21 protein-coding genes are annotated in these 24,983 nt (G+C 44.2%); 12 read left to right on the top strand and 9 right to left on the bottom strand.

Features of this window, described 5'->3' with window-relative positions; genetic code table 11:
• Positions 1–289: 289 nt before the first annotated feature.
• Together FM019_RS20760 and FM019_RS00370 are read left to right on the top strand one after the other, a co-directional pair.
• On the top strand, positions 290–466 hold the full coding sequence (locus tag FM019_RS20760) for a hypothetical protein (RefSeq protein WP_185969127.1): 177 nt from the start codon (positions 290–292) through the stop codon (positions 464–466).
• 75 nt (positions 467–541) lie between these two features.
• Entirely contained in the window at positions 542–1,108 is a 567-nt protein-coding gene (locus FM019_RS00370) for an exopolysaccharide biosynthesis protein (protein ID WP_143833909.1), read from the top strand.
• A gap of 604 nt (positions 1,109–1,712) precedes the next feature.
• Here the strand turns inward: FM019_RS00370 and FM019_RS00365 are convergent.
• The 4 genes from FM019_RS00365 to FM019_RS00350 are packed head-to-tail and all read right to left on the bottom strand — an operon-like array spanning position 1,713 to position 8,260.
• Positions 1,713–2,717 (bottom strand): CobW family GTP-binding protein, encoded by a 1,005-nt coding sequence (locus FM019_RS00365; RefSeq protein ID WP_143833908.1) that lies wholly within the window; start codon positions 2,715–2,717, stop codon positions 1,713–1,715.
• Positions 2,710–4,050 carry an alkaline phosphatase PhoX gene (locus tag FM019_RS00360; protein WP_143833907.1) on the bottom strand — a complete coding sequence of 447 codons (1,341 nt, stop codon included), beginning with the start codon at positions 4,048–4,050 and terminating at the stop codon, positions 2,710–2,712. Before FM019_RS00360 ends, FM019_RS00365 begins: the two co-directional genes overlap by 8 nt.
• 24 nt (positions 4,051–4,074) lie before the next feature.
• Entirely contained in the window at positions 4,075–5,733 is a 1,659-nt protein-coding gene (locus tag FM019_RS00355) for an HAD family acid phosphatase (protein WP_143833906.1), read from the bottom strand.
• A gap of 31 nt (positions 5,734–5,764) precedes the next feature.
• Positions 5,765–8,260, bottom strand: coding sequence for a TonB-dependent receptor (locus FM019_RS00350; RefSeq protein ID WP_143833905.1), 2,496 nt, complete (start codon positions 8,258–8,260; stop codon positions 5,765–5,767).
• A 110-nt stretch (positions 8,261–8,370) separates the two neighbouring features.
• Here FM019_RS00350 and FM019_RS00345 point away from each other — a divergent pair, with 110 nt between their 5' ends.
• From FM019_RS00345 to FM019_RS00335, 3 genes are read left to right on the top strand one after another with little or no spacing between them, the layout of a single operon-like run.
• On the top strand, positions 8,371–8,961 hold the full coding sequence (locus FM019_RS00345; RefSeq protein WP_185969126.1) for a DUF2796 domain-containing protein: 591 nt from the start codon (positions 8,371–8,373) through the stop codon (positions 8,959–8,961).
• Positions 8,961–9,452: a Fur family transcriptional regulator gene (locus FM019_RS00340; RefSeq protein ID WP_143833903.1), complete on the top strand. Its 492-nt coding sequence runs from the start codon at positions 8,961–8,963 to the stop codon at positions 9,450–9,452. The genes FM019_RS00345 and FM019_RS00340 overlap by 1 nt, the downstream gene beginning before the upstream one ends.
• Positions 9,445–9,837 carry a MerC domain-containing protein gene (locus tag FM019_RS00335; RefSeq protein ID WP_143833902.1) on the top strand — a complete coding sequence of 131 codons (393 nt, stop codon included), beginning with the start codon at positions 9,445–9,447 and terminating at the stop codon, positions 9,835–9,837. The genes FM019_RS00340 and FM019_RS00335 overlap by 8 nt, the downstream gene beginning before the upstream one ends.
• Before the next feature lie 82 nt (positions 9,838–9,919).
• Here the strand turns inward: FM019_RS00335 and FM019_RS00330 are convergent, their stop codons facing one another.
• From FM019_RS00330 to FM019_RS00320, 3 genes are read right to left on the bottom strand one after another with little or no spacing between them, the layout of a single operon-like run.
• Positions 9,920–10,579, bottom strand: coding sequence for a DUF3299 domain-containing protein (locus FM019_RS00330; RefSeq protein ID WP_143833901.1), 660 nt, complete (start codon positions 10,577–10,579; stop codon positions 9,920–9,922).
• A 30-nt stretch (positions 10,580–10,609) separates the two neighbouring features.
• Positions 10,610–11,056 (bottom strand): hypothetical protein, encoded by a 447-nt coding sequence (locus FM019_RS00325; protein ID WP_143833900.1) that lies wholly within the window; start codon positions 11,054–11,056, stop codon positions 10,610–10,612.
• Positions 11,057–11,066: 10 nt separating this feature from the next.
• Positions 11,067–11,645 carry a DUF3299 domain-containing protein gene (locus FM019_RS00320; protein ID WP_143833899.1) on the bottom strand — a complete coding sequence of 193 codons (579 nt, stop codon included), beginning with the start codon at positions 11,643–11,645 and terminating at the stop codon, positions 11,067–11,069.
• A gap of 98 nt (positions 11,646–11,743) precedes the next feature.
• Between FM019_RS00320 and FM019_RS00315 the strand changes: the two genes are divergently transcribed.
• The 6 genes from FM019_RS00315 to FM019_RS00290 all read left to right on the top strand — a co-directional run bounded on the left by FM019_RS00315 (position 11,744) and on the right by FM019_RS00290 (position 19,471).
• Positions 11,744–12,445: an ABC transporter ATP-binding protein gene (locus FM019_RS00315; protein WP_143833898.1), complete on the top strand. Its 702-nt coding sequence runs from the start codon at positions 11,744–11,746 to the stop codon at positions 12,443–12,445.
• The gene (locus tag FM019_RS00310) at positions 12,439–13,671 is read left to right on the top strand and encodes an ABC transporter permease (RefSeq protein WP_143833897.1); all 1,233 of its coding nucleotides are present in this window, start codon (positions 12,439–12,441) and stop codon (positions 13,669–13,671) included. The genes FM019_RS00315 and FM019_RS00310 overlap by 7 nt, the downstream gene beginning before the upstream one ends.
• 213 nt (positions 13,672–13,884) lie before the next feature.
• The gene (locus FM019_RS00305) at positions 13,885–14,622 is read left to right on the top strand and encodes an ABC transporter ATP-binding protein (protein ID WP_143833896.1); all 738 of its coding nucleotides are present in this window, start codon (positions 13,885–13,887) and stop codon (positions 14,620–14,622) included.
• Complete coding sequence (locus tag FM019_RS00300; protein WP_143833895.1) at positions 14,619–16,076, top strand: ABC transporter permease; 1,458 nt, start codon at positions 14,619–14,621, stop codon at positions 16,074–16,076. Before FM019_RS00305 ends, FM019_RS00300 begins: the two co-directional genes overlap by 4 nt.
• The gene (locus tag FM019_RS00295; protein WP_143833894.1) at positions 16,073–17,338 is read left to right on the top strand and encodes a DUF3526 domain-containing protein; all 1,266 of its coding nucleotides are present in this window, start codon (positions 16,073–16,075) and stop codon (positions 17,336–17,338) included. The genes FM019_RS00300 and FM019_RS00295 overlap by 4 nt, the downstream gene beginning before the upstream one ends.
• Positions 17,339–17,362: 24 nt before the next feature.
• Positions 17,363–19,471, top strand: a complete 2,109-nt coding sequence (locus FM019_RS00290) for a TonB-dependent siderophore receptor (protein ID WP_409553276.1) — start codon at positions 17,363–17,365, stop codon at positions 19,469–19,471.
• Positions 19,472–19,893: 422 nt separating this feature from the next.
• On the opposite strand, the gene FM019_RS00285 is transcribed toward FM019_RS00290, so the two are convergent.
• The gene (locus FM019_RS00285; protein ID WP_143833892.1) at positions 19,894–20,649 is read right to left on the bottom strand and encodes a LytR/AlgR family response regulator transcription factor; all 756 of its coding nucleotides are present in this window, start codon (positions 20,647–20,649) and stop codon (positions 19,894–19,896) included.
• A gap of 2 nt (positions 20,650–20,651) precedes the next feature.
• Positions 20,652–21,608 (bottom strand): sensor histidine kinase, encoded by a 957-nt coding sequence (locus FM019_RS00280; RefSeq protein ID WP_185969125.1) that lies wholly within the window; start codon positions 21,606–21,608, stop codon positions 20,652–20,654.
• Positions 21,609–22,114: 506 nt separating this feature from the next.
• On the opposite strand from FM019_RS00280, the gene FM019_RS00275 reads away from it, so the two are divergent.
• A complete protein-coding gene (locus tag FM019_RS00275; protein ID WP_143833890.1) occupies positions 22,115–24,979 on the top strand; it encodes a TonB-dependent receptor domain-containing protein in 2,865 nt (954 codons plus the stop codon).
• The last annotated feature ends 4 nt before the right edge of the window (positions 24,980–24,983 follow it).

The raw sequence follows: 24,983 nt of genomic DNA, 5'->3' as shown, positions 1-24,983 counted from the left end.
TAAAAAATCTACTGAATGTTCCGCTTCGTAGCGCTTCGGGCTATGTTTCGTTCAAACCTTCAATCTGTATCTAAGGAGCTGAGACAGTTTTACATTCCTTGTCGGTAAAAATGTCTCATCTTCATTCTCTTTGCCTTTCAATAAAATAAAAAAGTCTTAAATTACAATGTTTTAATTTCATGCTTTTATTGGCGGGCATCTTGCACTAGATAGGTTCAGCTACTTAAAACAGCTTACAAATCTGAAAACTCGCTACACATCCATTTGAAGCGAAAACATAGGAAAAATGATGAGCAATATCATAACAGGTTTATTTAACAACGCATCCGACGCAACGTCAGCTATCAGCGTTCTTGAATTTAAAGGGATAAGTCCAAACGATATTTCACTTATCGCTAATGACAAAATGAAAAAAGTCATTTTTGCCATGCTTGCAACGATCAATGTCAACTTACTCGAAGGATAATTTGACTATGATTGTTAAAGGATTATAAGTTGTACGAGCTAAATCAAGCATGCTTATTTGCAATAGGGTGTTAAATTGAATTTAACCGATATTCTAGAGAAAGTTGCCAACGATACTTCAGGTGATAGCACAACAATAAACGATGTTGTTGCTCAATTTGAAAGCCGGGGTTTTGGACCGCTCCTTGTCGCACCAGCATTGGTAGCTGTGTTACCCACAGGCGCCATACCAACGGTCCCTAGTCTGTGTGCGATAACAATAGCCTCAATTGTGATTCAGATAGTCGCCGGTAAAAAACATCCGTGGTTGCCGAATAAACTAAGTAAACTGGAAGTAAGTAGAGAGAAGCTGAAGGACAGTGTCGAAAGATTCAAACCTTACACTAGAAGGGTAGACAAGTTATTTAAACCGCGACTTACGTTTGTCACAAATTCAGTAGGTCGCCGAGTTGTTTCAGTTATAGCCGGTCTTACGGCACTAATGATGATACCTCTTGAACTTGTACCTTTTGCTGCGGCCTTACCCGGTGCAGCGGTTATCTTTCTAGGCGTCGGATTAAGCACTGAAGACGGACTAATGTCGATAGTTGGCATGTTTATCTCAATTATCAGTGGATACGTCATATATACCCAACTTTTGTAAACGAGTCATTGCTCCAACATCACCTTTGATCGTTCACGAAGTTAGGACGTTAAATCACCCTACTCTTGATGGGAAAGTTTTGAGTTCCTTGCTGGAGACACCAAGTTCATCAATCCTAGATTATTTCTAAATGTGACTTTCCCTTGCACTAAAAGTCTTTCAAGTTCTTAATTAACCCAAATCCCGGATAAGCAACGCCTGTAAGCACCGCTATTTATCCCCCTATCTTCGTTGTTCATTATGCGTTTAGTGCGACTAGACAACATAATTCTCGCCTTGATAAGGGAAAAAATCACGGCACTTACCTATTAAAAACCAATATCAAAATGACGATAGCTTCTATGTCATTGATAAAGCTTTAAAACTAAGCTCTTCCGACATTTCTTATCCAGAATTGGGGTTAATTAGAGCAGGTAGGCACAATCGTTAGATCGGGAGAAAAACCTTGGAAGCCTTGCAATTGGTTGTTGTGGCATTCGACCATTAGAAAAAGTAGTAGGCCAATCAGGTTTCGAGTTAACACTAGATATCTTCCGTGCCTATCCGTTCTTTTTGGGATAGTCAATTTTATAACAAAGGAGAGCTTTAATGATTATCTGTATGATTACTCCGAGACGACTAACCGCAACCCCAAATCATTTTCGATTTTTTGTGCAAAAGTATCGGCGGTTAGTTTGTTTCTTGAGATAATTTCTATTCTTGAATCTTCGGCACTGCTTAGCTGACTCTCTTCATATGTTCCGTCGACTACGTTGAATTCCACTAAGCCTTTGTCTGTTATCACAACTGCTTTGAGTCGTTCCACATTTACGGCTTGGAATACTTGCTGGCATATTTTGTAATCAAAGATTTGATTGGCCGCGCACAACCAGCCCCGTGAATAATAACCTTCACCACTGTTATTGACTCTGATTGTCCCGTTTTCTGGCGCTACCAACTCTGAAGGGGAAGACTTAGTGCTCGTATGATGATGGGCCTCGTTCTCATTAATATCGAATTTACTCGGCTGTGCTAACAAATTGTCATCAATGCTTCCTCGGTTAGATTCCACAACTGGCGTTGATGCAATATCCAGTTCATCCATGTATGCCCGCAATGCAGGTTTGTAGTCGCTTGTATACAAATCCGATTTGGTGACTACCACAGTGTCAGCAATCTGCATTTGTTCGCGAAACGTAAGGTGATTTTTCCATTTCTCATTTTCGAGTTTTCTCACATCGATGAGCGTCAAAGTGCCTTGCACATTTAATACATCTTTGTAGTGCTCTTGAGTGAGAGTTTGCAGGACTTCTTTTGGGTGGCCTAAACCTGTTGGTTCAATCAATAAACGTTGCGGTTTTGCCTTGGAAAGTAGCAGGTTCATCGCTATCTGCATGGGCAAACCCGAAGTACAACACATGCATCCGCCTGGCACTTCTTTGATAAATATCCCATCTTCCGACGTCTCACCTGACAAAAACGCGCCGTCAATGCCTACTTCACCGAACTCATTGACCAGTACCGCCCAACGTTCATTTTTAGGTTTGTTTTTTAACAGCGAGCGAATAACCGTGGTTTTCCCTACGCCCAATGCGCCAGTGATAATGTTGGTGGGTACATGTTTAACCAACTGATTTTACCCTGTCCCATGGTCCGGTAATCGCGAGCGTCATCGTAGGTGAATAAAGGTTAACAAACATTGTTGAACCATCGGGAGAAAAGCAAGCACCAGCAGGTTCAGTTTGCCAGCGGATCTTGGCAATATCATAGGTTTTTCCCGAGGGCGTGATACCCTTAAGATGATTATCAACCGGATCTGAATATTGATCTTCACAGACGACCAAATGACCATTGGGTGCGATGCATAAATTGTCACCAAAATTAAAGCTTGAAGGGTGCTCGCTCTCTAAGAAAAGGCTCAGTGTTGGTGTGTCACCTTTGAGCGAATACCGCATGATTTGTCCCAACTTTTTCGCGCCACCACTTGTGCAACAGAAATACAGTTCACCTTCGCCGAAAATGATCCCCTCGCCTCGGGCAAACAGTGCCGCACCTTTTTGATAACCTCGTTGACGCAAATCATCCAGGGGGCTCTCGACATCATCGAGATCTACCCAGTCGCAGGAATAATCTATGCCTTTGGACATTTGCGAATCGTGCCAATTGCGACTATCAAATTGCGGTTTTTGCTTTATCACTAATGCTTGTAACTTCCCACCTTCATGCAATAACCGGGGCTTGTCAGGAATAAATCGGTAGAACAAACTGTCGTTGCGATCTTCTGTTAAGTAAACGATCCCAGTAGCCGGGTCAACACAGGCGGCTTCATGATTAAACCTGCCCATCGCTTTTATTGGGTTGGGATCTACTAAGCCTGTGGCTGTCGCAGGGACTTCAAACACATAACCATGATCTTGGCCGATCTTATCTGAAGCTCTGTCTACTGATTCTTCGCAGGTAAGCCAGCTTCCCCAAGGTGTAATTCCTCCTGCACAGTTTCGGATTGTGCCCAACAGCGACATAAACTGCTGTTCGACTTTTCCGCTTTTAATATTATAAATGATGGTGGATGTGCCGCCTGCGAGGGGGCGCCCCTGTGCATCGACATCGTAAGCATGACTTATCTGTTTGTCATTAAACGTGACCGGCCATTCCTTGTTATGTTTGGGTTGAAGCTCATGGTTTCGAATCAGCGCAACGCGATCCTGGTCCAGTCCTATACAACCCATCCCATCCGCGCGGTCCGGCACGGAAAGTCCATCGGTCATTGCGTCAGCCAATTTTGAAATGACTCGATACGAAAATCCTGCAGGCAAATCCAGAACCCCTTCGGGGTCTTTTAGCAGCTCACCAAATCCTGTGCTTTTTGAGCCAGCGATGGCAAAAGGATGATGTAATTGCAAAGCCAACCCGCCTAAAGCGGTAGATAAAATGCCTTTATTAAATTGTCTGCGCGTTAACATAAGATTTCACTTCACTCGATGAATTTACCATGAGCCATACATTGGGTTAGGCAATAAGAAAAAGGTCTTGTTCAATTCTAAAAGCAGCGCATCGATATCTGCATGCTCTTGGGTCACTTGAGAAAAATCTTCAATATTGTCACCTATTTGCATAATGATTGAATGACTGGTTTGCCAATTCGTCGACATGTGTTCGGGGTTAAAGCACGTTGGCTTACCCCTGCTAATATTTGAACGGCGTAAATCTTTGTCATTGACAAAGTTTTGCCCATCTATCGAATCTATATCGATTTGAGAACGTCCCATCAAACAGGTATTTTGGAAAGTCAGCGGTAATTCTAATGCCAGTAAATTGCGCCATGTGTGCGCATCCAATCTTGCTTCTCTGTTGGTTACCAGTGCCAGTTTCCCGCCTTGCGCAACGACGTCTTTCATGAACTCAGCTGCGCCAGGAGTGAGTGTAGCTTGCTCGGATTTTACCCACTGTGCCCACGACGTCGGAGTGTAGCTTTTGCCTGTCTTATCTAACCTAACCTGATAAGCGCTGTTGTCTAACACGGTTTCGTCGATATCCATTACGACAACCCAAGGCGTACCAGGTTTAACAATTTGCTTCAACGATTGTCTAGCTTGCTGATAAACGGTGCGGGTTAGCGCCTGATACTCTTTGGATGTGGTGAGCCACTTAACTGAGTTGGTGAGATCCAAACTGTTTTGTGTCACCTCAGAGACAATGGCGCAGTGGTCACTTAGCATGGCATCGACTTGCATGTTGTCAAATGAGACTGATTGAGTCTTGAATTGCCAATCTGCAGAGTTGAGGTTGCCAGCGAAAATATGATCAATGGGAGCAGGATAGTAGGGATGGCAGCCTATAAGCTGAGCACCCGTATTGATTAAGCTGTTGCGGTTGCCATTTTTGTCGGTAAGTAGAGCCTGCGTTAGATGATTGTAGGGCGCCGATAATCGGTGATTAAAATCGCCGACGATAAAGTACGGAGCACCTTGTTGTTCTTTTTGATCGACCCAAGTTTCTAATATCGGAGCCTGGCGCGAGAATGTCTGGCATGCGTCCGAATCTTTGCGAGAGTAATTATCAACAAAGCAGCCGCTTTTCATATGCAGATTCAACACTGAAATAGTCGATGCTGCTGAATTTTTAATTGTACTAGTTTGTACGTCAATCTCCAGTCCATAGCGTAATCCACGAGAATCCAATCCGAACTCACTTAGCTGTTGGACCTTTTTAACATCAAAGCTCTTTCTCACCGCGAAGGCTACTTTTTGTTGGGTTGAAGAAAACCCTGACCCTCGACATTCGTATGACTCGCTGTCGGGACGTTCTGACACTATGATGTGCCATTCGCTTGCAGGGAATAGCAAGTCCACGGCTTCGTAAGACGCTACTTCTTGCAAGCCCACAATATCTGCTTTTAAATTGCGCGCGTATGCTTGTAAAGCCGCCAACTCCTCTTCAGTCCTTGGTCTACATCCCTGGTCGATCGGATAGGCAAGGTGTTCCACATTCCAGGTTGCAATACGTAATGCAGTTTCATTTGGAATGGTCGGTACAAAGGTTTCTTCTGCCTTTTCTGGCGTAGAGTAGGGTGTTGTATTGCATCCCAACAACATTGCGCTCATTAATGTCGCACCGATGAAGCTGAATCCGTTGTACCGAGTCATGTTGAATCCTCAATTAAATCGTTTGTAGTGATTAAAAATAGCCTTTAATCCCAACCGCAAGATTGCGACCAGGACGAGGGGCATCGTCTTTGATAAACGAAGTGTGTACACGTGCTGGCTGATCCGTTAGGTTTTCACCTCGAAAATATACAGCCATAGATTGGTTGAATATAGGTAAATCGTAACTAACGTGAACATCGACCAATGTGTAGCCATCAGTGGTTGTTTCAAATTGAGCTATTCTATTTTGAGACTGATAACGGGTAATTTCCAGGTGCGCGCTAAGAGATTCGTTTTCGTAACTCAAATGCGTACCAAATCTCAGCGGCGGTGTACGCGGCAGATTTTCGCCATCTTTCAATCTTGCACGGACAAAGTCTGAAAAAACAGAGGCGTTAAAATTATCATTAATCTGCCACGCTACTTGTGCTTCAAAACCATTTAACACAACGTCATTCGTTTGAAACAAGAAAATTGGTAACTCATCAGAATGCTCGTCATGACCATGTTCTTCTTCGCCATGCTCATCTTCGTGCTCTTCTTCATGTTCCTCATCACCATGATCATGCCCAGCCTCAGCGAACAGACCTGTATCTATTTGATAATAATAATTGTCTACTTGATTGTAAAAGAGATTAAAAATAAACCCTACATCGCCCTGGGTTTTTCTTAAGGTTAAGTCAATATTGTTAGACGTTTCCATATCGATGGACGCTCCCGACAATCCAAATTCTGCATGCCCTTCGTGATCTTCTAGTGCAAATAAAGCTCCCACTTCGTAGGTACGAGTTCCTATATGTGGACCAAAAGAGAACAGTTCCGACGCCGAAGGTGCCCGTTGTGCTCTGGAGACTGCCACACCGAGGTTATAACCTTGTTTAACGTCCCAAACGAAACCTGCTGAAAGGCTTATCGGCGTATAGCTCCGATCTTCAGCAAAGACTTGTGCCTCGCCTTCTCCGCCATGTTCATCCTCATGTTCGTCGCCACGTTCAACGTCATGGGAATGGACATCGGTGACGGGCAATACAACTTCATTAGCCGTTATAGAAACACGTTCAACCCTTGCGCCTAGTTGCAGCAAAACGTCTCCAAAATGTCTTTCTTCCATTATAGAAAGTGCAAACATTTCAGTTTCAGATGCCGGTGTAAAGGCTTCGCTTCCCTGGGCTTCCACCTCGCTAAGTTTATAGTGGAAGCTTACCCCACCGTTAAAATGCGCAACGGTTTTGTGCAACGCGTCTAAGCGCAACTCGTAGGTTTCATTTTTAAAGGTTGTGCCAGCTGACCCATCTTCAATTTCAGAGTGTTTGTAATCGGTGTAACCCGCACGAAAATTAATGCTGTTGAACAGCGCATCTTTAAGATTCAATTCACTGACTAAATGAATTTTGGTTTGCTCTAAGTCAGCGAAAACCTCTTCTTCACTGTGTTCTTTCTCTCCATGGTCTCCTTCTTCATGTTCTTCGTGATGCCCTTCATCGCCATGACTGTGGCCGGGAATGCCGTACTCGCGATCAAACTGTTCCACTGCAATACCAACAAAGCCGTTGGACATCAAATAACTCGTGCCCAGGGTAAAGCCCGAAGAATCCTCAGAGCTATTGGCAACTGAAAATGTCTCCTCGTGCTCCTCTTCTTTGTGTTCCTCCTCCTCATGTTCATGTTCACTTACTGCCGTCACAGGTATGTCATAGTCGTTGGACTTTCGGAAGAATCCGTCAGCATAAAAGGCCAGGTTTCCTGTGCCTGTTGTGAGGTTAAAAGATCCCAGGTTCTGGTCGTCCACCGAACTGTGTTGCAACAACCAGTCTCCGGATAGCTCATTGTCCTTTGGAATACGCTTATCTACGATATTCACCACGCCACCAATAGCGCCACTTCCATAAAACAGGGTCGCGGGCCCTCGAAGCACTTCAATTTGCTCCGCCGTTGAGGCTTCGGATGTTACAGCGTGATCAGGCCCAACACGGGAAACGTCACTGACGTCTAGGCCGTTTTGTGCAATCAGCACTCTTGGTCCGCTTAAACCACGAATGATTGGTGTACTGGCCACTTTTGCGTGAAAATTTGTGTGTACGCCAGGTACATTCTCGAGCGTATCGCCTAGCGTCGCTGCAGTTTGACGTCGTAGAGCGTCTCCACCGAGCACTTTAACTGGAATTGCTGATTCCATCGAAGATAAATGAATAGGACTTGCAACGACGTCGATAACGTCAATCGGGCTGCGTGAAAGTGTAAAAGTTAAACGGCTAGTTTGGCTCTGTGTCAATGTGACATCTTCATGCAGGTGAGAATACCCCGCGGCACTGATATGCAATTCATTGATACCCTGCCTCATATCAATTATCTCAAACTCACCCGTTTCGTTAGTAAAAACTTGTATATCTGTGCCTTCTAATTCAATTTTAGCTTTCGCTATGGGAGCACCATCGGCACTGGTCACTTTTCCTACCAGCGTTTGAGCTGCAACAGAGGGTGCGAGACTCAAGTTAACAAGCGTGGCTAATATTGTGAATTTTTTCATCATACTCCCAAATATTATGTTATGTTATATTGTAACTTTTATAATCAAATGAGATGTTATATTATAACAATTGCTGCGGCAATGATTTTTAGAGTGTGATGGGTATTGAAATGAGAAATTTAAAACGAATAGCTATGACAGTTGCTCTTGCGCCTTTGATTATGTTTGGGTCGCTTGAGTCGAAAGCACAACCTCATGTACACGGCAAGGGCACGCTATTTATTGCGCAGGATAATAGTCTTTGGCAGTTGCAGTTCACGTTACCTGCATCAGACATCTTCGGTTTTGAACATAGGCCTGAAACTGAAGAGCAAAAGGCGGAGGTTGTTCAAAGAACGGCAAAGTTAAAAAACGTCGAAAACCTAATTTCATTCTCAAAAACGTGCCGACTTGTTGATCATCAAGTCGAAATCCCTGATGAATTTAACGTTACAGGCATTAATGAGCATAATCATCATAAAGCTGACAAACACAATCACCATGGCCATAATAAACACGACGACCACGGCCATGAGAAAGAGCACGACCATACTGATGTTGAAATTGTCAGTACATTTGATTGTGCAAAGGCACTTACCCAAATTGAACTCACCATTTTTAACTCATTTTCCAGCCTCAAAACCCTCGAAGCGCTTTGGGCAACTAATTCAGGACAGGGCAAGCTTGAAGTGTCAGCCACAAGCCCGACAGTAGCACTTTGATGAGTACAATGATTCATGGCTCAACGACGATAGCGCAGGCAACAGCGCTAGCAACAATACGTGGTAAAAAACTCACAAAAAAACGAACTAAGGTGATGGCATTGTTGATAGAAGCTCAAAAGCCTCTTTCCGCTTATGAAATCACAGACATTTATAATGAAATCTATCACGAACATATTATTGCCATGTCCGTCTACAGAATCTTGGATTGGCTGGTAGAAGAGCATTTCGCACACCGACTCAATTCAGTGCACAAGTATGTGGCTTGCCACAATGAGCAGTGTATTAGACAACCCGCCTTTTCCATTTTCATCATTTGTAAGACGTGTCAAATAACCATAGAAAACCATGCACCGGAACACTTGCAAAGAGAGCTACAAGAACAGATATCTGGATCCCAATATTCCAATATTTCACCCCATGTTGAACTGATGGGCGTATGCCAGCAGTGCATTGATAAGCAAAAAACAGGAGACTCAAAACATGCATGATCGCCCCGCCGATATTGCCGACAAATCCGCAATTATACTTTCTGGCTTATGCATTGTTCATTGCCTGCTACCTATATTGTTGTCGCTGATAGTCCCTTATTTAGCGGGCCTTGCTTTTTTGACTGATGAAGCGTTTCATTTGTGGACTATGATTTTTATTGTACCCATTAGTGCGTTTGCTATTGGCTGGGGGTATTACCAGCATCGAAACTCCGTTATTTTAACCTTGGCGTTGGTTGGGTTAAGTATGATTATTGTTGCTGCAACAGTTGGCCATGACTTGTTGGGGCATACCTATGAAGTGATGATTACGGTTGTTGGGTCATTGTTCGTCGTGTACGGGCATATTAAAAACATTCAACTCCGAAAGAACCTGTTGATGTAGGTGTACCGAATATTTCTAAATAATGGTCAAACTGCTTGAATAAAAATCCCAGTGTATTTACACACTGACCAGTGTCACCACACTAACGCGTGTGTTTTCTAAAGGTATCTGGCTCACCGTTAAATTCTTTTATCTGTGCAACGTCCATTGAGTACGCAGAGGTACCCATGAGGTCCTCAAATAACTCAATCTTTAATTTTCCCTTTATTGTGTAAGCTTGGTTGAGATCAAAGTTGCTAAACCCAGGCTCAAGTCGAATGAAGATGATTTGGTTTGGAGGAGGGGGGGGGAAGTGGATGCAGGCGCCAAAATATGGCACTAAGAAAATATTTTTTGGTTGCCTGTTTGGATAAAAATCAACGGGGACAATAAAACCAGGCAGAGAAACAGATTGCCCTTCCAATATGCTCACCGTGTTGCTTGAAATCATCGCCTGTTTGTATTTTTCATCATTCGCAGACTCAATGGAGTTGAGAATCTGTGCGACCATGTCGGTTACTTTGACTGCATCTTTGGCCTGATATTTTGACAAAACCTCTCGCTCTTGCTCGGGGATCAATTCTTCCCAGCGCTTTGAGCTATATTCCATCGTTTCACTCGACCCGTGAGGCTTTGCAGTGTAGACAACGGTAGTAGGTTTAAATGTCGCGACGATATCATTGGAATGCTTTGCCGTAAAGAACCCCAAAAATGCTGCAATAACCAGCATCAGCAGTGTTGCAAAAGCAGCCTTTACGCTCATGAGATAGGAAGAATATGGTGGCCTTTAACCTTAGCTCGCATTCACGACTATCCGTTGTTGGTTAAAATGTGGTTTGCCATTGTCAGAGGCTGATACATTGACCATTATCACATGTTGCCCCTTACTCTTTGCTTGAAATTGCAATTCAATATCGCCACGCAGTTGAGTAATATTCATAGTTTCTTCACTTAAAAGTGTGACTTGTTCACTTGGGATGAATTCAAGCTTGATTCGCTGATAGCGAAGCGGCGCCTTGTATTCGATTTCAATGCTTGACGGAGTTCCCGCACCAACGTTGATTTCTTCTTTGTGGTCCACGCTGAGCGATTGAACCGCTTTACTCATGTTCTGAGTTCGAGCTTGCATGTTCATGTGACCAAAAATGCCGAAATTGTCAGCACCATGCCATTCGCAGGCGTTGACTGAAACCGAATGCGACAGTATGACGAGTGAAGCAAGAACGCATTTTTTAATCATAAGCTTATACCTAATATGGCTCTACATTGGCTAATCTGAGGCCATATGCAGAGGTGCCTAAATCAGTCGAGACTGTCTCTATATATATTTCGCCTTCGAACCACATTGGGTTAGAAAGATCTCGCACTTCAATACCTTTGGACCATTTGCCAAAAATTATTTGGTTGGGTGGAGGTGGCGGAAGATGCAAACAGGCGCCAAAATATGGAACAATAAAAAACTCAACCACTTCGCGCTTTTCATTAGTTGACAGCGGCACAATAAAACCAGGAATTCGAACTTTGCGGCCATCAAACTCTGCGATAACTCGCTCGGATTTCAAAACTTCGTTAAAGCGTTTTGCTTTTGCGTCCATTTCACTTTTTTGTGCGAGTGTATCTAAGTTGTCGTCTTCACTACCATCTTCGATGTTGAGTAAAAAATCAGGTGGATCAAGCAACACGGCCAAATCTTCCTCTGGCATCAGCTCGATCCATTCAATTTCTTTAAATTCGACATTGGATGCACGAGCAAAAGCACTGCTAAGTAGCAGTGCTACAGGTAATATGAATCCAATAACAAAACGATACTTAGACAAAGATTTTTTCATTACAATTCTGATCCTAAATACACTTTATGTTATAACATAACGAACGTGATGTAATCAATTGACGACTCATCAACTAACCAAATAGGCAGAGTTAACTTATGCCAGAAAAATCACAAAACGCGGTAAGCATGAGCAATCTTGTGTTCAGATATCCCTCATCGCCTTCGGTTTTGCACTGTGAAAATTGGTCGCTACCAAAAGGCGAACGAGTATTTCTGTATGGCGACTCCGGTAGCGGCAAGTCAACATTACTTAGTTTGTTATCAGGGATCACTCAACCTAGTAGCGGAACTATTTGCCTTGGCAACACATGTTTAAACGATCTTCCATCAGCTCAACTTGATCAATATCGGGCCAATAACATTGGGGTAGTGTTCCAACAATTTAATCTCATTCCCTACTTGAGCGTCTTGCAAAATGTTCAGTTGGCAGCGCATTTTGCACAATCATCTGAGGTGTCAGCAAGTCGACTCACGCCCATGTTAGAAAATTTGAAGTTGTCGAGTGATCTGCTTGAAAAACAAGTTTCCCAACTTAGTGTTGGTCAAAAACAGCGCGTTGCGATAATGCGTGCACTGATCAATTCTCCGGAATTGTTATTGATCGACGAACCCACCTCTGCTCTGGATGCAAACGCACGAGATGGCTTTATGCAAATGTTGATGTCGATGGAAGAAACACAGCAAACATCAATGATATTTGTAAGCCATGATCAAGCACTAAGAGGTTACTTTGACCAACAGGTAGCCATTGACAATATATGCCATTGGAGCAAAGACACGCAGGGGGATGCATGTTAAGAGTTGTTGCATGGCGAAGTTTACGAAGTCGGAAAAAAACGGTCATCTTGACCTTTCTATCGCTGTTGGTCAGCATGAGTGTGTTACTAACGGTTGAGCATTTGAGAGCCCAGGCTAAAGATAGTTTCAATCGCTCTATTTCAGGGACCGATCTGATTGTTGGAGCACCCAGTGGAGAACTAAATCTGCTACTTTATGCTGTGTTTAGAATGGGTAACCCAACTAACAACATCAGTTATGCCAGCTTTGAGATGCTCGGCGAGCAAAAAAGTGTCGCCTGGACTATCCCAATTTCGTTAGGGGATTCCCACCGAGGTTTTCGCGTGCTTGGTACTTCTGGTGACTACTTTACGCATTTCAAATATGCGCAAAATCGCACATTATCTTTTGCAAATGGTGAGCCGTTCAGTCTGCTATTTGATGTGGTATTGGGAGCAGAAGTTGCTAAATCTTTAAGCTACGAACTAGGCGATGAAATTGTGATTTCCCATGGCTTAGGCGCAACCAGCTTTCACAATCACGATAACGCGCCTTTTACCATAAAAGGCATACTTGAACCTACAGGTACGCCTGTAGACAAGACGGTTCACGTGAGTTTGGCTGCAATTGAAGCTATTCATTTGGCGCCTTCTCAATTGACTCAAATTGTTGAGCAACAACAATTTGATGTATTAGAGCCTTCGACTATCACTGCGGTATTGGTAGGGCTTGATAACAAGTTTGCGACCTTCGCTTTGCAGCGGCAACTTAATAATTACCCTAATGACCGTTTAATGGCAGTTTTACCGGGTGTTGCCATGACCCAACTATGGCAACTGATGGGCAACGTTGAGAACATCTTGCGAGTAATTGCTGCTTTGGTGTTGCTGTCTTCTTTGTTTGGTTTGGCCACTATGCTACTTGCTTCGATGAACGAGCGCAGCACAGAAATTGCGGTTTTGCGTACTTTAGGCGCTTCGCCATTAACTCTATTTCAGTTGATTGTCTATGAGGCTCTATTGGTCGCGATACTGGCCTTTGCTGCCTCTTATGCTTTGGTCTCAGCTGCGCTGGTGGTTTTATCAGATTGGCTTTCCCAAAGCTATGGCTTGTTCTTAAGTGCAAACATTTTCTCAAGTGAGATTTTAATTTTGGCGGCGCTCATTTTTGTGGCCGTTATAGTCGCGGCCTTAGCGCCAGCAATCGACGCTTATCGCCGTGCATTGCAAACTCAGCTTTCGGGCTGAAATTTAAGTCAGTTTGCTGGTGGGCGTTGTGTGAATTCGAAACGCCCACTCACTTCTTTGCACCTTATTTGTGCTTGTTGACGTCAGTCCGTCAGTTTACCCACGTCTATTCGCCTTATTTTTGAATATCTCATTGAAATAACTATTGATGCTGATTGTTGTTACGTTATAACATAAAAATAGTAATGTTATAATATAACAGTAAAGGCATCCATGACTAACGTTAATCAGAATGAGGTGGTGATAGAGTCTCAATCCATCACGGTCAAAATTCAAAATTCAACAATTTTAAGTGACTTGAATTTTAAGGTAGCAAAGGGCGAAATCTATGCGCTTTTGGGCGGCAATGGAGCAGGTAAATCTTCAACGCTCAAAACGTTTTTAGGGTTCAATACGCCAACAAGTGGTCGCGCAATTATAGATGGACGAGATGTTAGCCAATCTTTGGATATGGCGAGAAGTAAAACAGCCTATTTACCCGAAAACGCCACACTTTATCCTCACCTTACGGCAAAAGAAAACGTCGAATATTTTTTATCATTAGCAGATATCAACAAATCATTGGAAGATATCGAAGCGGCTTTTGAACGAGTTGCCCTGCAAAAGGACGCGTGGGAGCGACAATTGCAAACCTACTCGAAAGGTATGCGCCAAAAAACGGCTATCTCATTAGCAATATTGCGTGAAGCACCAATATTTCTATTGGATGAGCCAACGTCTGGTTTGGATCCCGTCGCGATTGACGAGTTTAATTTTCTGGTAAAAGAGTTGGCGTCATCTGGTTCAACTATCTTGATGGTGACCCATGATGTCTACGGCGCCTGTCAAGTTGCTAATCGAATTGGCTTACTGCGGGCAGGGGAATTAGTTGGCGAGTTTGAAGCACAAGATAACCATCGCATAGATACTGAGCAAGTGCATGCTGCATTCGCACAAAGGCAATCTTCATGAGTGCGCAGTTGAATACCGTCATGTCGTCAGTCTGGTATGTCGCGAAAGACGAGTGGCGATATTGGCTTCGCTCAAAAGTCGCCATATTTGTGCTCGCCATTGGCCTGGTACTGACTTTGTCGTCAGTTATCAAAACTGCATTTACGATGCACGGGCTGAGTCACGACCGAAATGCAATGCAAAATCTGTCTGAAGAGACTTTTATGGAGCAACCAGACAGACATCCTCATCGAATGGTCCACTATGGTCACTACGCGTTTAGGACTCCTTCGCCACTAAGTATATTAGATCCGGGCATAGACGCGTACACCGGTAATTCTATTTTCTTGGAAGGACATAGGCAGAACAGCGCGATGTTCGCAGATCAAAAACAGGGAACGGGCCTAACCAAACTCGGCAACCTGTCTCCTGCATTTATCGTGCAAGTGCTCGCGCCTTTATTAATTATCTTGATCGGCTACAGCACCATGAGTCGAGAAAGAGAGTCCCAAACTCTCGCTTTTTTAGTCGCCCAAGGTACATCTATATATACCCTCATTATGGGTAAAATTTTGGCCCTATTTCTTGTTGTGTGTCTTATTACATTACCGCTGGCTCTTTCGGGGATGTTGGCTATTTTTCAAGGTGAAAGTCTATTCATAGTGTTGGGCTTTCTGTTCGGATACGTTTTTTATCTGCTTGTTTGGGTGTTGATTGTTGTATTCCTTTCAACGTTGGTATCTAAAAACAATGAAAGCTTCACCGCGCTCGTATTTGTATGGATATTGTTATGCATTGCGATGCCGAGAGTAGCAAGTACGACCGCATCGGTATCTTCACCGTCGGCGGGAAAGCTGGAAACGGATTTTGCTGTCATCGCTGCACTGCGCAAACTGGGTGATGGGCATAATGCCAATGACCCGGCTTTTACGAAATTAAAAGACTCTTTGTTAAAGCAATACGATGTTGAAACGGTTGAAGAGTTACCGATTAACTTTAGAGGCGCAGTGGCCAGCGCCTCTGAAGCAGAGCTAAGCAAAGTTCTAAACCAATTTGCCGAGCAGCGAATGGACACCGAACTCGAGCAAACGCAAATCGCTCGCCGATTTGGATGGTTGTCGCCCAATGTAGCAATTCGTTCGTTGTCGATGATCACTGCGGGTTCAAGTATTGAAACTCACCATCGTTTTTTACGAGAAACAGAAGCGTTGAGGCTCGACTTTGTCCAGTCGCTGAACAAAGCGCATACCGAAAAGCTCAGTTATATCGATGATATCAACCGCAATAACGGTGAAGAGGCTTGGCAGCGGGCCAGAGTCAGTGCACAAAACTGGAAAATGATAGAAGGTTTTTCGTTTTCTGCAGACAGCGCCTCGACACGATTTTCCCGCAGTGTTGGCGCGTTTGCCCAACTATTTACTTGGGCGACCATTCTTGTTGTTTTGATCAGGTTGGCAGGGAGGCGTGAAATATGATGCGTCAGATTAATCGGGAGTGGCGGTTCATGCTCCGACAACGCTATGTCATGGTAATTTTACTGTGCAGTTTTCTGGTATCGACTTTTTCTGTCACAACGGGGTTAAGCGAAGTTAATGCGCAACGACAAACTATCGAGCGTTTAAAGCAAGCTGACATCATAGACCGAACGAAAGCTCAGGCTAAGTATGATGATGCAGGCTCCCTTGCCTATTACAGTTTCCATCTGGTTTATTCTGAACCATCAAATTTAGCGTTTGCAGCGTTGGGGGAAAGAGATGTTTATCCGTGGAAACACCGCATTAGGATGCTCGCTTTAGAAGGGCAAATTTATGAAAGCGACGCACAAAATGCTGAACTTGCACAAGCTGGCAAAATCGACTTTGCGTTTGTGATCAGTGTGCTCTCGCCATTTTTTCTTATCCTTTTGTTTCATGACCTTATAGCAAGTGAACGGGCAAGCGGTAGACATAATCTGCTTGTGACCACCGCCAAATCGGTTTACGCACTCTGGGGAGCACGCGCTGCTGTTCGCTTTGGAGCAATCTTTTTATGTGTACTACTGCCTTTTTACATTGGGGCTGCAATAAGTGACGCCGCGCTTGGTGCTGTGTTGCAAATAACCCTGTGGTGCTTTTTGTATTTTGCATTTTGGACAGCTCTGAGCATTTATCTCGGGAGGAATGCTAACAGTGCACCTCGAATTGCATCGGCGCTGATAGGTTTATGGGCGCTTTTTGCGTTTGTTATTCCGATCTTGGGCGATTTAACAATCGAGCAAAGTATTCAAGCTCCCAAAGGCAGTGACATTCTGTTGACGCAACGGGAAGCTGTGAATGATGCCTGGGATCTGCCTGTTGAAACCACCATGGAGGCTTTTGTAGCCAAACATCCTGAATACAAAAATGACACTAACGTTGAAGGTGGTTTTGAATGGAAATGGTATTACGCTTTTCAGCAAGTCGGTGACCAAGTTGCCGCTCCTATCTCAAAGGAATATCGCGCTGCAGCACATAAAAAACATGACCTAGCTGGCTATGTTTCTTTTTTCGCTCCGCCAATGCTGATCCAGCGAAAAATGGCTGAGATCGCCCAGACAGATGCTGTAGCAGCATTTGAGTACGAGCAAAATATTAGAGATTTCCACAAATCGCTTCGCTTGTTCTATTACCCATGGCTCTTTAGACACGATGAGTTTGATAAATCACAACTCAATCTCATGCCGCAATTCGAACAGACGCTAATAAATAGCAAAAACTAAAAACACTAAACAAGGTTCACAATGATGAAAGAAAATCAGGGATTCAAATTATCTTATCTGGCTGCATTTATCGCTACCGTGGTCACGAATTCCGCAATGGCTGATACCTCCGAGCAAACGCCAGACGCTGCAGACTCGCGCAACATAGACCGCGTGGAAGTTATTGGGTCAATACAAGCATATCGGGGAGATTTTTCGCCTCTTGAAACCCCACAATCGGAGTTGGATATTAATGCAAATGTATTAACAAATGCTGGTGCGTTAGACCTTTCACAAGCGTTAGATTTATCAACCTCAGTTGCCAGACAAAACAATTTTGGTGGGCTTTGGAATAGTTTCGCTGTGCGCGGTTTTGTTGGTGACGAAAATCTACCGAGCAATTATTTGGTCAATGGCTTTAACGCAGGTCGAGGTTTTGGCGGCTCAAGGGATTTATCAGGTATAGAATCAGTTGAAGTACTTAAAGGACCCAGAGCTGCCCTGTTTGGTCGAGGTGAACCTGGCGGAACTATCAACTTAGTGACCAAGCGACCAACGTTTGAGACTGAAGGGCAGGTGCGCTTTTCAGTGGGTAGTTTTGATACCTATCGTGCAGATTTGGATTATACCACCACGTTGTCAGACTCAGTAGCAGTGCGTTTTGTTGGGTACTATGAAGATGCTGAAAGTTTCAGAGACACAATTGAAACTAAGCGACAAGGTATGAATCCTTCAATTGCCTGGCAAATCAGCGAGCAAAGCCAGTTTGTTTATGAACTGGAATATAGCGCACAGGAAGTGCCGTTTGATCGCGGTGTAATTGCCATCGATGGTGTGCTGGGTTTGATCCCCGAAAGTCGCTTTTTGGGTGAACCCGGTGATGGGCCAATGGAAGCCGATGTTTTGGGTCATCAATTAGAATTTCAACACGACTTTAACCAAGATTGGAGTGCCTTGGTAGGTTTCAACTATCGCGACACCTCTTTGGAAAGTGCTGCCACTGAAACGGGATTTGGTGATGTTGTTGATGGCGAGATAAACCGCTTTCGTAGAACAAGAGATTATGATGCTACCTACCATGTTTTTCGTGCAGAGCTTACCGGTGATTTTGAACTGTCGGGGCTCGAACATCGGATAATTATTGGCATGGATTCCGACAAATTTGAAAATGATCAGGTCTTTTTGCGAGTTCGTGGGGAACAATTTATCAACGTCTTCGATCCTGTTTATGGTGCCTATCCACTACCTGAGCCGGGTCCAAATACTGATCGCGTAGAAACACAAGAATCAGTTGGGATCTTTATCCAAGACCAAATCAGTTTGACCGATAAACTAGATATACGCATTGGAGCCAGATACGACGACTACGATCAAGAACTTAATAATCGCCGTTCAGATACCGTTGCTACGCAAACAGAAAGCAGAGTGAGCCCTCAGTTTGGTATTGTGTACGAGACATCAGAACGCCTATCGCTCTACGCTGCGTATGGCGAAAACTTCCGCCCTTTGTCAGGAAGTGATGCCGATGGTAATGGCTTTGAACCTAACCAATCCACTTCCATGGAGGCAGGCGTCAAGTTTACTCTTAATGATGGAGGGTTATTCGGGACCATCGCTGTTTTCAGAGTAGAGCAAGAAAATATTCTTGTTGTAGACGATCCTGAAGCCTTTACCAGTGCTGCTATTGGTGAAGCCAAGAGTCAAGGAATTGAGTTTGACCTTGCCGGTGAACTAGCCGATGGATTTGAGCTTTGGGCATCTTACACTTACGTAGATGCTCAAACCGAAAACGCCTTCTTTGACGCTAACTTTGGGTTTACTGTAGAAGCTGGAAGCGCGCTTCTAAATATACCTGAGCACCAATTGAATCTACAGTTGGTAAAATCAGCCGAAGTCTCTGGCAACTTGCTCGAATATGGTGGCGGTGTGCTATATGTGAGTGAAAGAAATGGATTTTTCGGGACCGACTTTGAGTTGCCTAGTTACACAATTGCCCGTGCATTCGTAAACTACGAAATTAATGATTCAATATCAATTAGAGCTGAAATAGATAACCTCTTTGACGAGACCTATTACGTAAATTCATTCGCAGATGTATGGATCCAGCCTGGGACCCCTCGTAATTTTAGAATCTCGGCAACCTATAATTTTTAGGGCTAGGCAATGTTCCAATGCTCAATACGCTTTGTTGTATTGAGCGTTTGGAGGCATCTATTTTCTTTTACACTCAGGGCTGTTTTCTACTACTGCAATGCTTTGGCAGTGATTGGACAGTTCAAGCCTGTAAACATCCTTAGAGGGTTCAATAATGTATAAGTTTTGTCGCGGGTAACTGCTCGTTAAACCAATCATTTCATAGCGCTTGTCCATCGAGTTGTAGCCCAAAATAAAATAGTCGGAGCGCTCATGACCATTATTTGAAACACCTTTGGAATCACACCGGATATATTGATCATGCAAAACAAATTTTCAGTACGCTACAGATATAAGTGCTATTAAATGGAAATGAACGCCTTTTTTAAGCATTCTCATCATTTTTTTATGATACTACCTTCGTATTTTTACAAACATACCGTTTAATCAGTAAATTGCAGCAAACGATTCTTGTTGGCCCGCGATACTGGAATTTCTTTTCCACTTTTCATTTTTACCCGATAGTCACCCCGTTCATTGTGCAATAGCTCACTAATGAATGATACGTTCACGATGGATGAGCGATGGACGCGAATAAATACCATAGGATCAAGCTGATTTTCGATGCTAAACATGGTTTCCCGATGCAAAAAATGTGTGCCATCTTGCATGTGTATTTCAACGTAATTACCTGATCCCATTACATATTCCACATCATTCACCGGCAACAAGCGAATTTTCCCTGGATCTTTTACAACTAGTCTTGATTTATATCGGGAAAGTCGTTCATCTTTCATCGTTTTCAGTAATTCTGTCAGCGCACCGATATCAGAATGGTTAGGCCGACCAATATGCCTGACGGCCTTGTCAGTAGCTTTAGTGAACCTCTCATCGTCATAGGGCTTCAACAAATAATCAATAGCATTTAGCTGAAACGCTTGTATTGCATAATTATCATAAGCAGTGACAAATATGATAGCCGCAAGACCCATGAGCTCCTCGGCTACCTCTATACCATTTTTAATCGGCATTTCGATATCTAGGTAGATCAAATCGGGCTGATAACGTTTTGCCATCTCAATAGCCTCGAGTCCGTCCTTTGCTTCAAATACTTGGTGCACATCTTCGCGTTTAGAAAGCAAAATAGTGAGGTTTTGGCGGGCAAGTTTTTCATCATCTACAACTAGGGCTTTCATCATGGTTAGTCTCCTGCGGGCACCTTTATTATTGTGATAAACACATCACCCTGATGTTCAAGGCTTAATACAAAATCATTCCCATAAATGCGCTTCAAACGCTGCCTGCAATTGTCGATACCAATACCAAATCCTTGATGATTATTATCGTTAGCCGGGCGATTCACCAAAGTGATGACCAAAAAAGGCTCCTCAAATTTGATGGTCACATGGATGGGGTTGTTGTAAGTGGAAAGTTGAGAGCTATGCTGGACTGCATTTTCGAGCAGTGGCTGCAACAGCATGAATGGGATCTCCATATCATGGCATCCCTCCGACACGGTAATTTTCTCGTCGAGTTTGTCACCAAAGCGCATTTTCTGGATATTCAGATAACTGTGGGTAAACGCAAGTTCTTGCTCGACGGTGACTAAGTGCTTACTACGATTTTCCAAAACCTTTCTAAGCATCATGCTCAGCTCACTTAATGCTTTTAACGAGCTTTGTTCGTCATGTTGGCGAATCAGGCTACATATGCTGTTCAAGGTGTTAAACAGGAAATGCGGGTTGAGTTGCGCACGTAAGGCTTCTAATTGTGTTTGGACTAATTGATTTGATAGCGCCTTGTTGCGTGCCTGTTCACTCATCACGTATTTATCAAATAATCCCACAAAACCCAGGCAGACGATGCACACATAAATCATTGCATCGAAATGAAAAGGGCCGCCAACGATAAACTCCGCGACATACACCAAAGTACCGAAATTAACATTATTGGCTTCAATGAGGCTAATCGTCACAACGGTCATGATCCAGTATGTCCCCAGAGTCACCACGCACATCACGATGTGTTGCCAAAGCATCTCGAGTCGTTTTGACCCCAAATAGGGCAAGTTATGTATTCTTGCAATCAGCAAAGGTGCTAACCAGATCCAATGTCCCCACCAAGGGATGTAGCTGAGCCACGTGTCCCAATAATTCACGTCTATGCCCGCTGTGATGCCTTTATTGTAACTTTGCCAGGCAGAAATTGAGCACAGCACCGTAAAAGTTATTAGACTAATAACGATGTTACGTGGACTCGGGAGAAGCGTTCTTGATAGCTTTTGCATAGATAAATACGGCATGTTTATGTCAAACGATTATGCGTTAATCCCCAAGTCTTATCAATTCACCACACCTTGTTGACAGGTCCAAGAGGGCCGTTTTTAATCGTAATTGTCACGCATATTTACCCAGTCATCATATCAAGTGCCCATTCATCCCTTTTGGCCTCCAATTGGTCACAAATAAGCATGGTTGTACTGCTTATCATTGTGCCTCACAAGTTTATCCCTGAATTCTCCCATCAACACCGCTAGGCCGCCACGTCACGTATCCTAGATGGCTTGTTGGCCGCGACAGATTTAGTTTCGTAATAGGGAGTTTCCCGCAAACACAATAAAAAAATCCGCAAATCCCAAGAGGATTTCGATTACGGAGAAAATACATGTTTAAAAACAAAACTCGTTTATGTCGCGCGATCAGTATTGCGCTGCTGACAACACCCTTTGCCGGGGTTGTGTCGGCCCAAGACGCCGCAACAGCAGAAGACGTGGAGAAAATTTCGGTAACTGGGTCTCGAATTCAACGGACCAATCTGGTGAGTAGTAGTCCGGTGACCGAAATCACCGCAGCAGACATTGCCGTCTCTGGGGTGACTCGCATAGAAGATCTACTCAACGATATGCCACAAATATTTGCGGCGCAAACCTCTGCAATAGCTAATGGCGCAACCGGCACGGCAACTGTTGATCTGCGCAATTTGGGGTCAACTCGCACATTAACGTTATTGAATGGCCGCAGACTACCGTCAGGTTCGCCACAAGCGGGTGGAATTGGCGCAGACGTAAATCAAATTCCTGCAGCGCTAGTTGAGCGAGTGGAGATCCTAACTGGTGGTGCATCGGCCACCTATGGTTCAGACGCTATTGCTGGGGTAGTCAACTTTATCCTAAAAGACGATTTTGAAGGCTTAGAATTTGACTATCAGTACTCGTTTAATCAGCATGACAATGACAACTCAGCGTTGCAACAACTGAATACAGACGCAGGGTTCAACGCTCCAACTGGGTCTACCACAGACGGTAAATCCCATGATTTTAGCGTACTTATGGGGATCAATAGTGCCGATAATAAAGGCAATATTACCTTATATGCGACGATTCGTGACATCGGCGAGGTGCTTCAGGGAAATCGCGACTATTCACACTGTTCAATCCGCAACGTACCCAATGTCTGTGCAGGTTCAGGTACGATCGCCGAAGGTCGGGTGACCGATTTCTCCAGTTATGACTTTATTGTTTCGGGCACGGATTTTTTACCTCGAAACGGTGAAACCTATAATTTTGGGGCGGTAAGTTATTATCAACGCCCGGACGAGCGTAAAACATTTGGGGCAATCGGACACTACAATGTAACAGACAACCTTGAAGTCTATGCTGAAGTCAATTTTATGGATGACCGCAGCGTTTCGGGTATTGCGCCTTCAGGCGCGTTTTTTGTCACCAGTACATTGAACTGTAATAACCCATTGCTATCTGCTCAACAGCTAGATGCATTGTGTACCCAACGTGGATTTGGTATCGACGATACGGTGAGTGCTTTTGTTGGGAAACGGAACGTTGAGGGCGGCAATCGTCAAGATGACCTGCGTCATACCTCATTTCGTGGCGTGATTGGCGCAAAAGGTTTCATCAATGATGACTGGTCGTTTGACGTGTTTGCCAATTTTGGTTCGGTTACCTTTAATCAGCTGTTTAAGAATGATCTATCGACAACCGCTCTTACGCGTGCGCTGAATGTCGTGACCGACCCCAATACTGGCGACCCTGTGTGTCAATCAGTATTGGATGGCAGTGATTTAAATTGTGTACCTTACAACATTTTCACCACCGGTGGCGTAACGCAACAAGCTTTGTCCTACATCAGTTTACCTCTGGTATCTAAAGGGGAAACAGTAACCAAACAGATATCCGGCTATGTGGCGGGCGACTTAACCTCTGCCGGTATTATAATGCCAGGCACCAGCACTGGTGTAAGTATGGTCGTGGGTTTGGAGCATCGCGAAGAGCGCTTAGAGTTTGATCCTGATCAGGCATTTAGAACCGGCGACGGCGCGGGTCAAGGTGGCCCTACGGCTGCCGTGTTTGGTGAATACGATGTTGATGAGCTATTTACTGAAGTGAGCATTCCTATTTTGGAGGGCTCAAGTGTTGCCGAACAGCTTAATCTTGAATTGGCTTACCGGTACTCTGACTATTCGACTGGGCAAACAACCAATACTTATAAATACGCAGCGGACTGGATGCTCAATGAACAGGTGCGGATGCGGGCCAGTTTCCAGCATGCAGTACGGGCGGGGAATATCCGCGATTTGTTCAGACCCCAATCGCTGGGTTTGTTTAACATGAATGAAGATCCCTGTGCCAGCGCCACACCACTTTATACTTTCGAGCAGTGTGCGCGCACAGGTGTCACAGAAGCCCAGTACGGAAACATTGCCGACAACCCAGCCGGTCAGTATAACTCCATTACCGGGGGTAACCCTGACTTGCGTCCAGAGGAATCCGATACGGTCTCTTTTGGTATTATTCTCGCACCAGAATTCTTACCAGGATTCGATTTGGCGTTGGATTACTTCAATATTGACGTGCAGGATGCCATCTCCAATGTGCCAGAACGTTTTATCCTCGATCAATGTGCGCAAACTGGTGCAGCAGAGTTTTGTAGTCTGATTAATCGAAGCCCAACCCGCGGAACCCTGTGGATTGGAAACGACAACATTGTGGCGACAGACATCAACATAGGCTTTTTTGAGACCTCTGGAGTCGATTTTGATGCTAGCTATAAATTCAATCTGGAAGAGTTTGGGTCATTGAGTGTGAATCTTGTTGGTACTTACCTCACCAAATGGGACCAAAAAAGCACGCCAGATGCGCCTATCATCGATTGTCTGGGCTATTGGGACCGTAGTAACTGCGGCGCACCGACCCCCAAACTCAGACAAAACCTCAGATTGTCCTGGGAAACGCCATGGGATGCACAGGTTACTGCTACTTGGCGTTACTTTGGAAAAGCAGAAGAGCTCAACGATGGGCCAACCACATTGTCTTCACAGAGTTACCTGGATCTAACCGCTTCTTGGCAAGTGTTTGACAATACACGGATGCGGTTTGGTATCAATAACCTGTTGGACAAAGAGCCTCCGATTGTACCTAACACGCCTTCTGGAATTGGTAACGGTAATACCTTCCCTGGGCCATATGATGCAATGGGTCGCTACATTTTTGCAGGTGTGAACTTCTCCTTCTAACACA

The organism is Aliiglaciecola sp. M165, assembly GCF_007197995.1.
Classification (GTDB): Bacteria; Pseudomonadota; Gammaproteobacteria; order Enterobacterales; family Alteromonadaceae; genus Aliiglaciecola.
This window is presented reverse-complemented; position numbering and strand designations above follow the sequence as displayed.

What these genes read in the sequence shown, in the direction of transcription:
- FM019_RS20760 (WP_185969127.1), top strand. Translation starts at nt 290, where the DNA reads ATGAGCAATATCATAACAGGTTTATTTAACAACGCATCCGACGCAACG.
- FM019_RS00360 (WP_143833907.1), bottom strand. Translation starts at nt 4,050, where the DNA reads ATGTTAACGCGCAGACAATTTAATAAAGGCATTTTATCTACCGCTTTA.
- FM019_RS00355 (WP_143833906.1), bottom strand. Translation starts at nt 5,733, where the DNA reads ATGACTCGGTACAACGGATTCAGCTTCATCGGTGCGACATTAATGAGC.
- FM019_RS00350 (WP_143833905.1), bottom strand. Translation starts at nt 8,260, where the DNA reads ATGAAAAAATTCACAATATTAGCCACGCTTGTTAACTTGAGTCTCGCA.
- FM019_RS00345 (WP_185969126.1), top strand. Translation starts at nt 8,371, where the DNA reads ATGAGAAATTTAAAACGAATAGCTATGACAGTTGCTCTTGCGCCTTTG.
- FM019_RS00340 (WP_143833903.1), top strand. Translation starts at nt 8,961, where the DNA reads ATGAGTACAATGATTCATGGCTCAACGACGATAGCGCAGGCAACAGCG.
- FM019_RS00335 (WP_143833902.1), top strand. Translation starts at nt 9,445, where the DNA reads ATGCATGATCGCCCCGCCGATATTGCCGACAAATCCGCAATTATACTT.
- FM019_RS00330 (WP_143833901.1), bottom strand. Translation starts at nt 10,579, where the DNA reads ATGAGCGTAAAGGCTGCTTTTGCAACACTGCTGATGCTGGTTATTGCA.
- FM019_RS00325 (WP_143833900.1), bottom strand. Translation starts at nt 11,056, where the DNA reads ATGATTAAAAAATGCGTTCTTGCTTCACTCGTCATACTGTCGCATTCG.
- FM019_RS00320 (WP_143833899.1), bottom strand. Translation starts at nt 11,645, where the DNA reads ATGAAAAAATCTTTGTCTAAGTATCGTTTTGTTATTGGATTCATATTA.
- FM019_RS00315 (WP_143833898.1), top strand. Translation starts at nt 11,744, where the DNA reads ATGCCAGAAAAATCACAAAACGCGGTAAGCATGAGCAATCTTGTGTTC.
- FM019_RS00310 (WP_143833897.1), top strand. Translation starts at nt 12,439, where the DNA reads ATGTTAAGAGTTGTTGCATGGCGAAGTTTACGAAGTCGGAAAAAAACG.
- FM019_RS00305 (WP_143833896.1), top strand. Translation starts at nt 13,885, where the DNA reads ATGACTAACGTTAATCAGAATGAGGTGGTGATAGAGTCTCAATCCATC.
- FM019_RS00300 (WP_143833895.1), top strand. Translation starts at nt 14,619, where the DNA reads ATGAGTGCGCAGTTGAATACCGTCATGTCGTCAGTCTGGTATGTCGCG.
- FM019_RS00295 (WP_143833894.1), top strand. Translation starts at nt 16,073, where the DNA reads ATGATGCGTCAGATTAATCGGGAGTGGCGGTTCATGCTCCGACAACGC.
- FM019_RS00290 (WP_409553276.1), top strand. Translation starts at nt 17,363, where the DNA reads ATGAAAGAAAATCAGGGATTCAAATTATCTTATCTGGCTGCATTTATC.
- FM019_RS00285 (WP_143833892.1), bottom strand. Translation starts at nt 20,649, where the DNA reads ATGATGAAAGCCCTAGTTGTAGATGATGAAAAACTTGCCCGCCAAAAC.
- FM019_RS00275 (WP_143833890.1), top strand. Translation starts at nt 22,115, where the DNA reads ATGTTTAAAAACAAAACTCGTTTATGTCGCGCGATCAGTATTGCGCTG.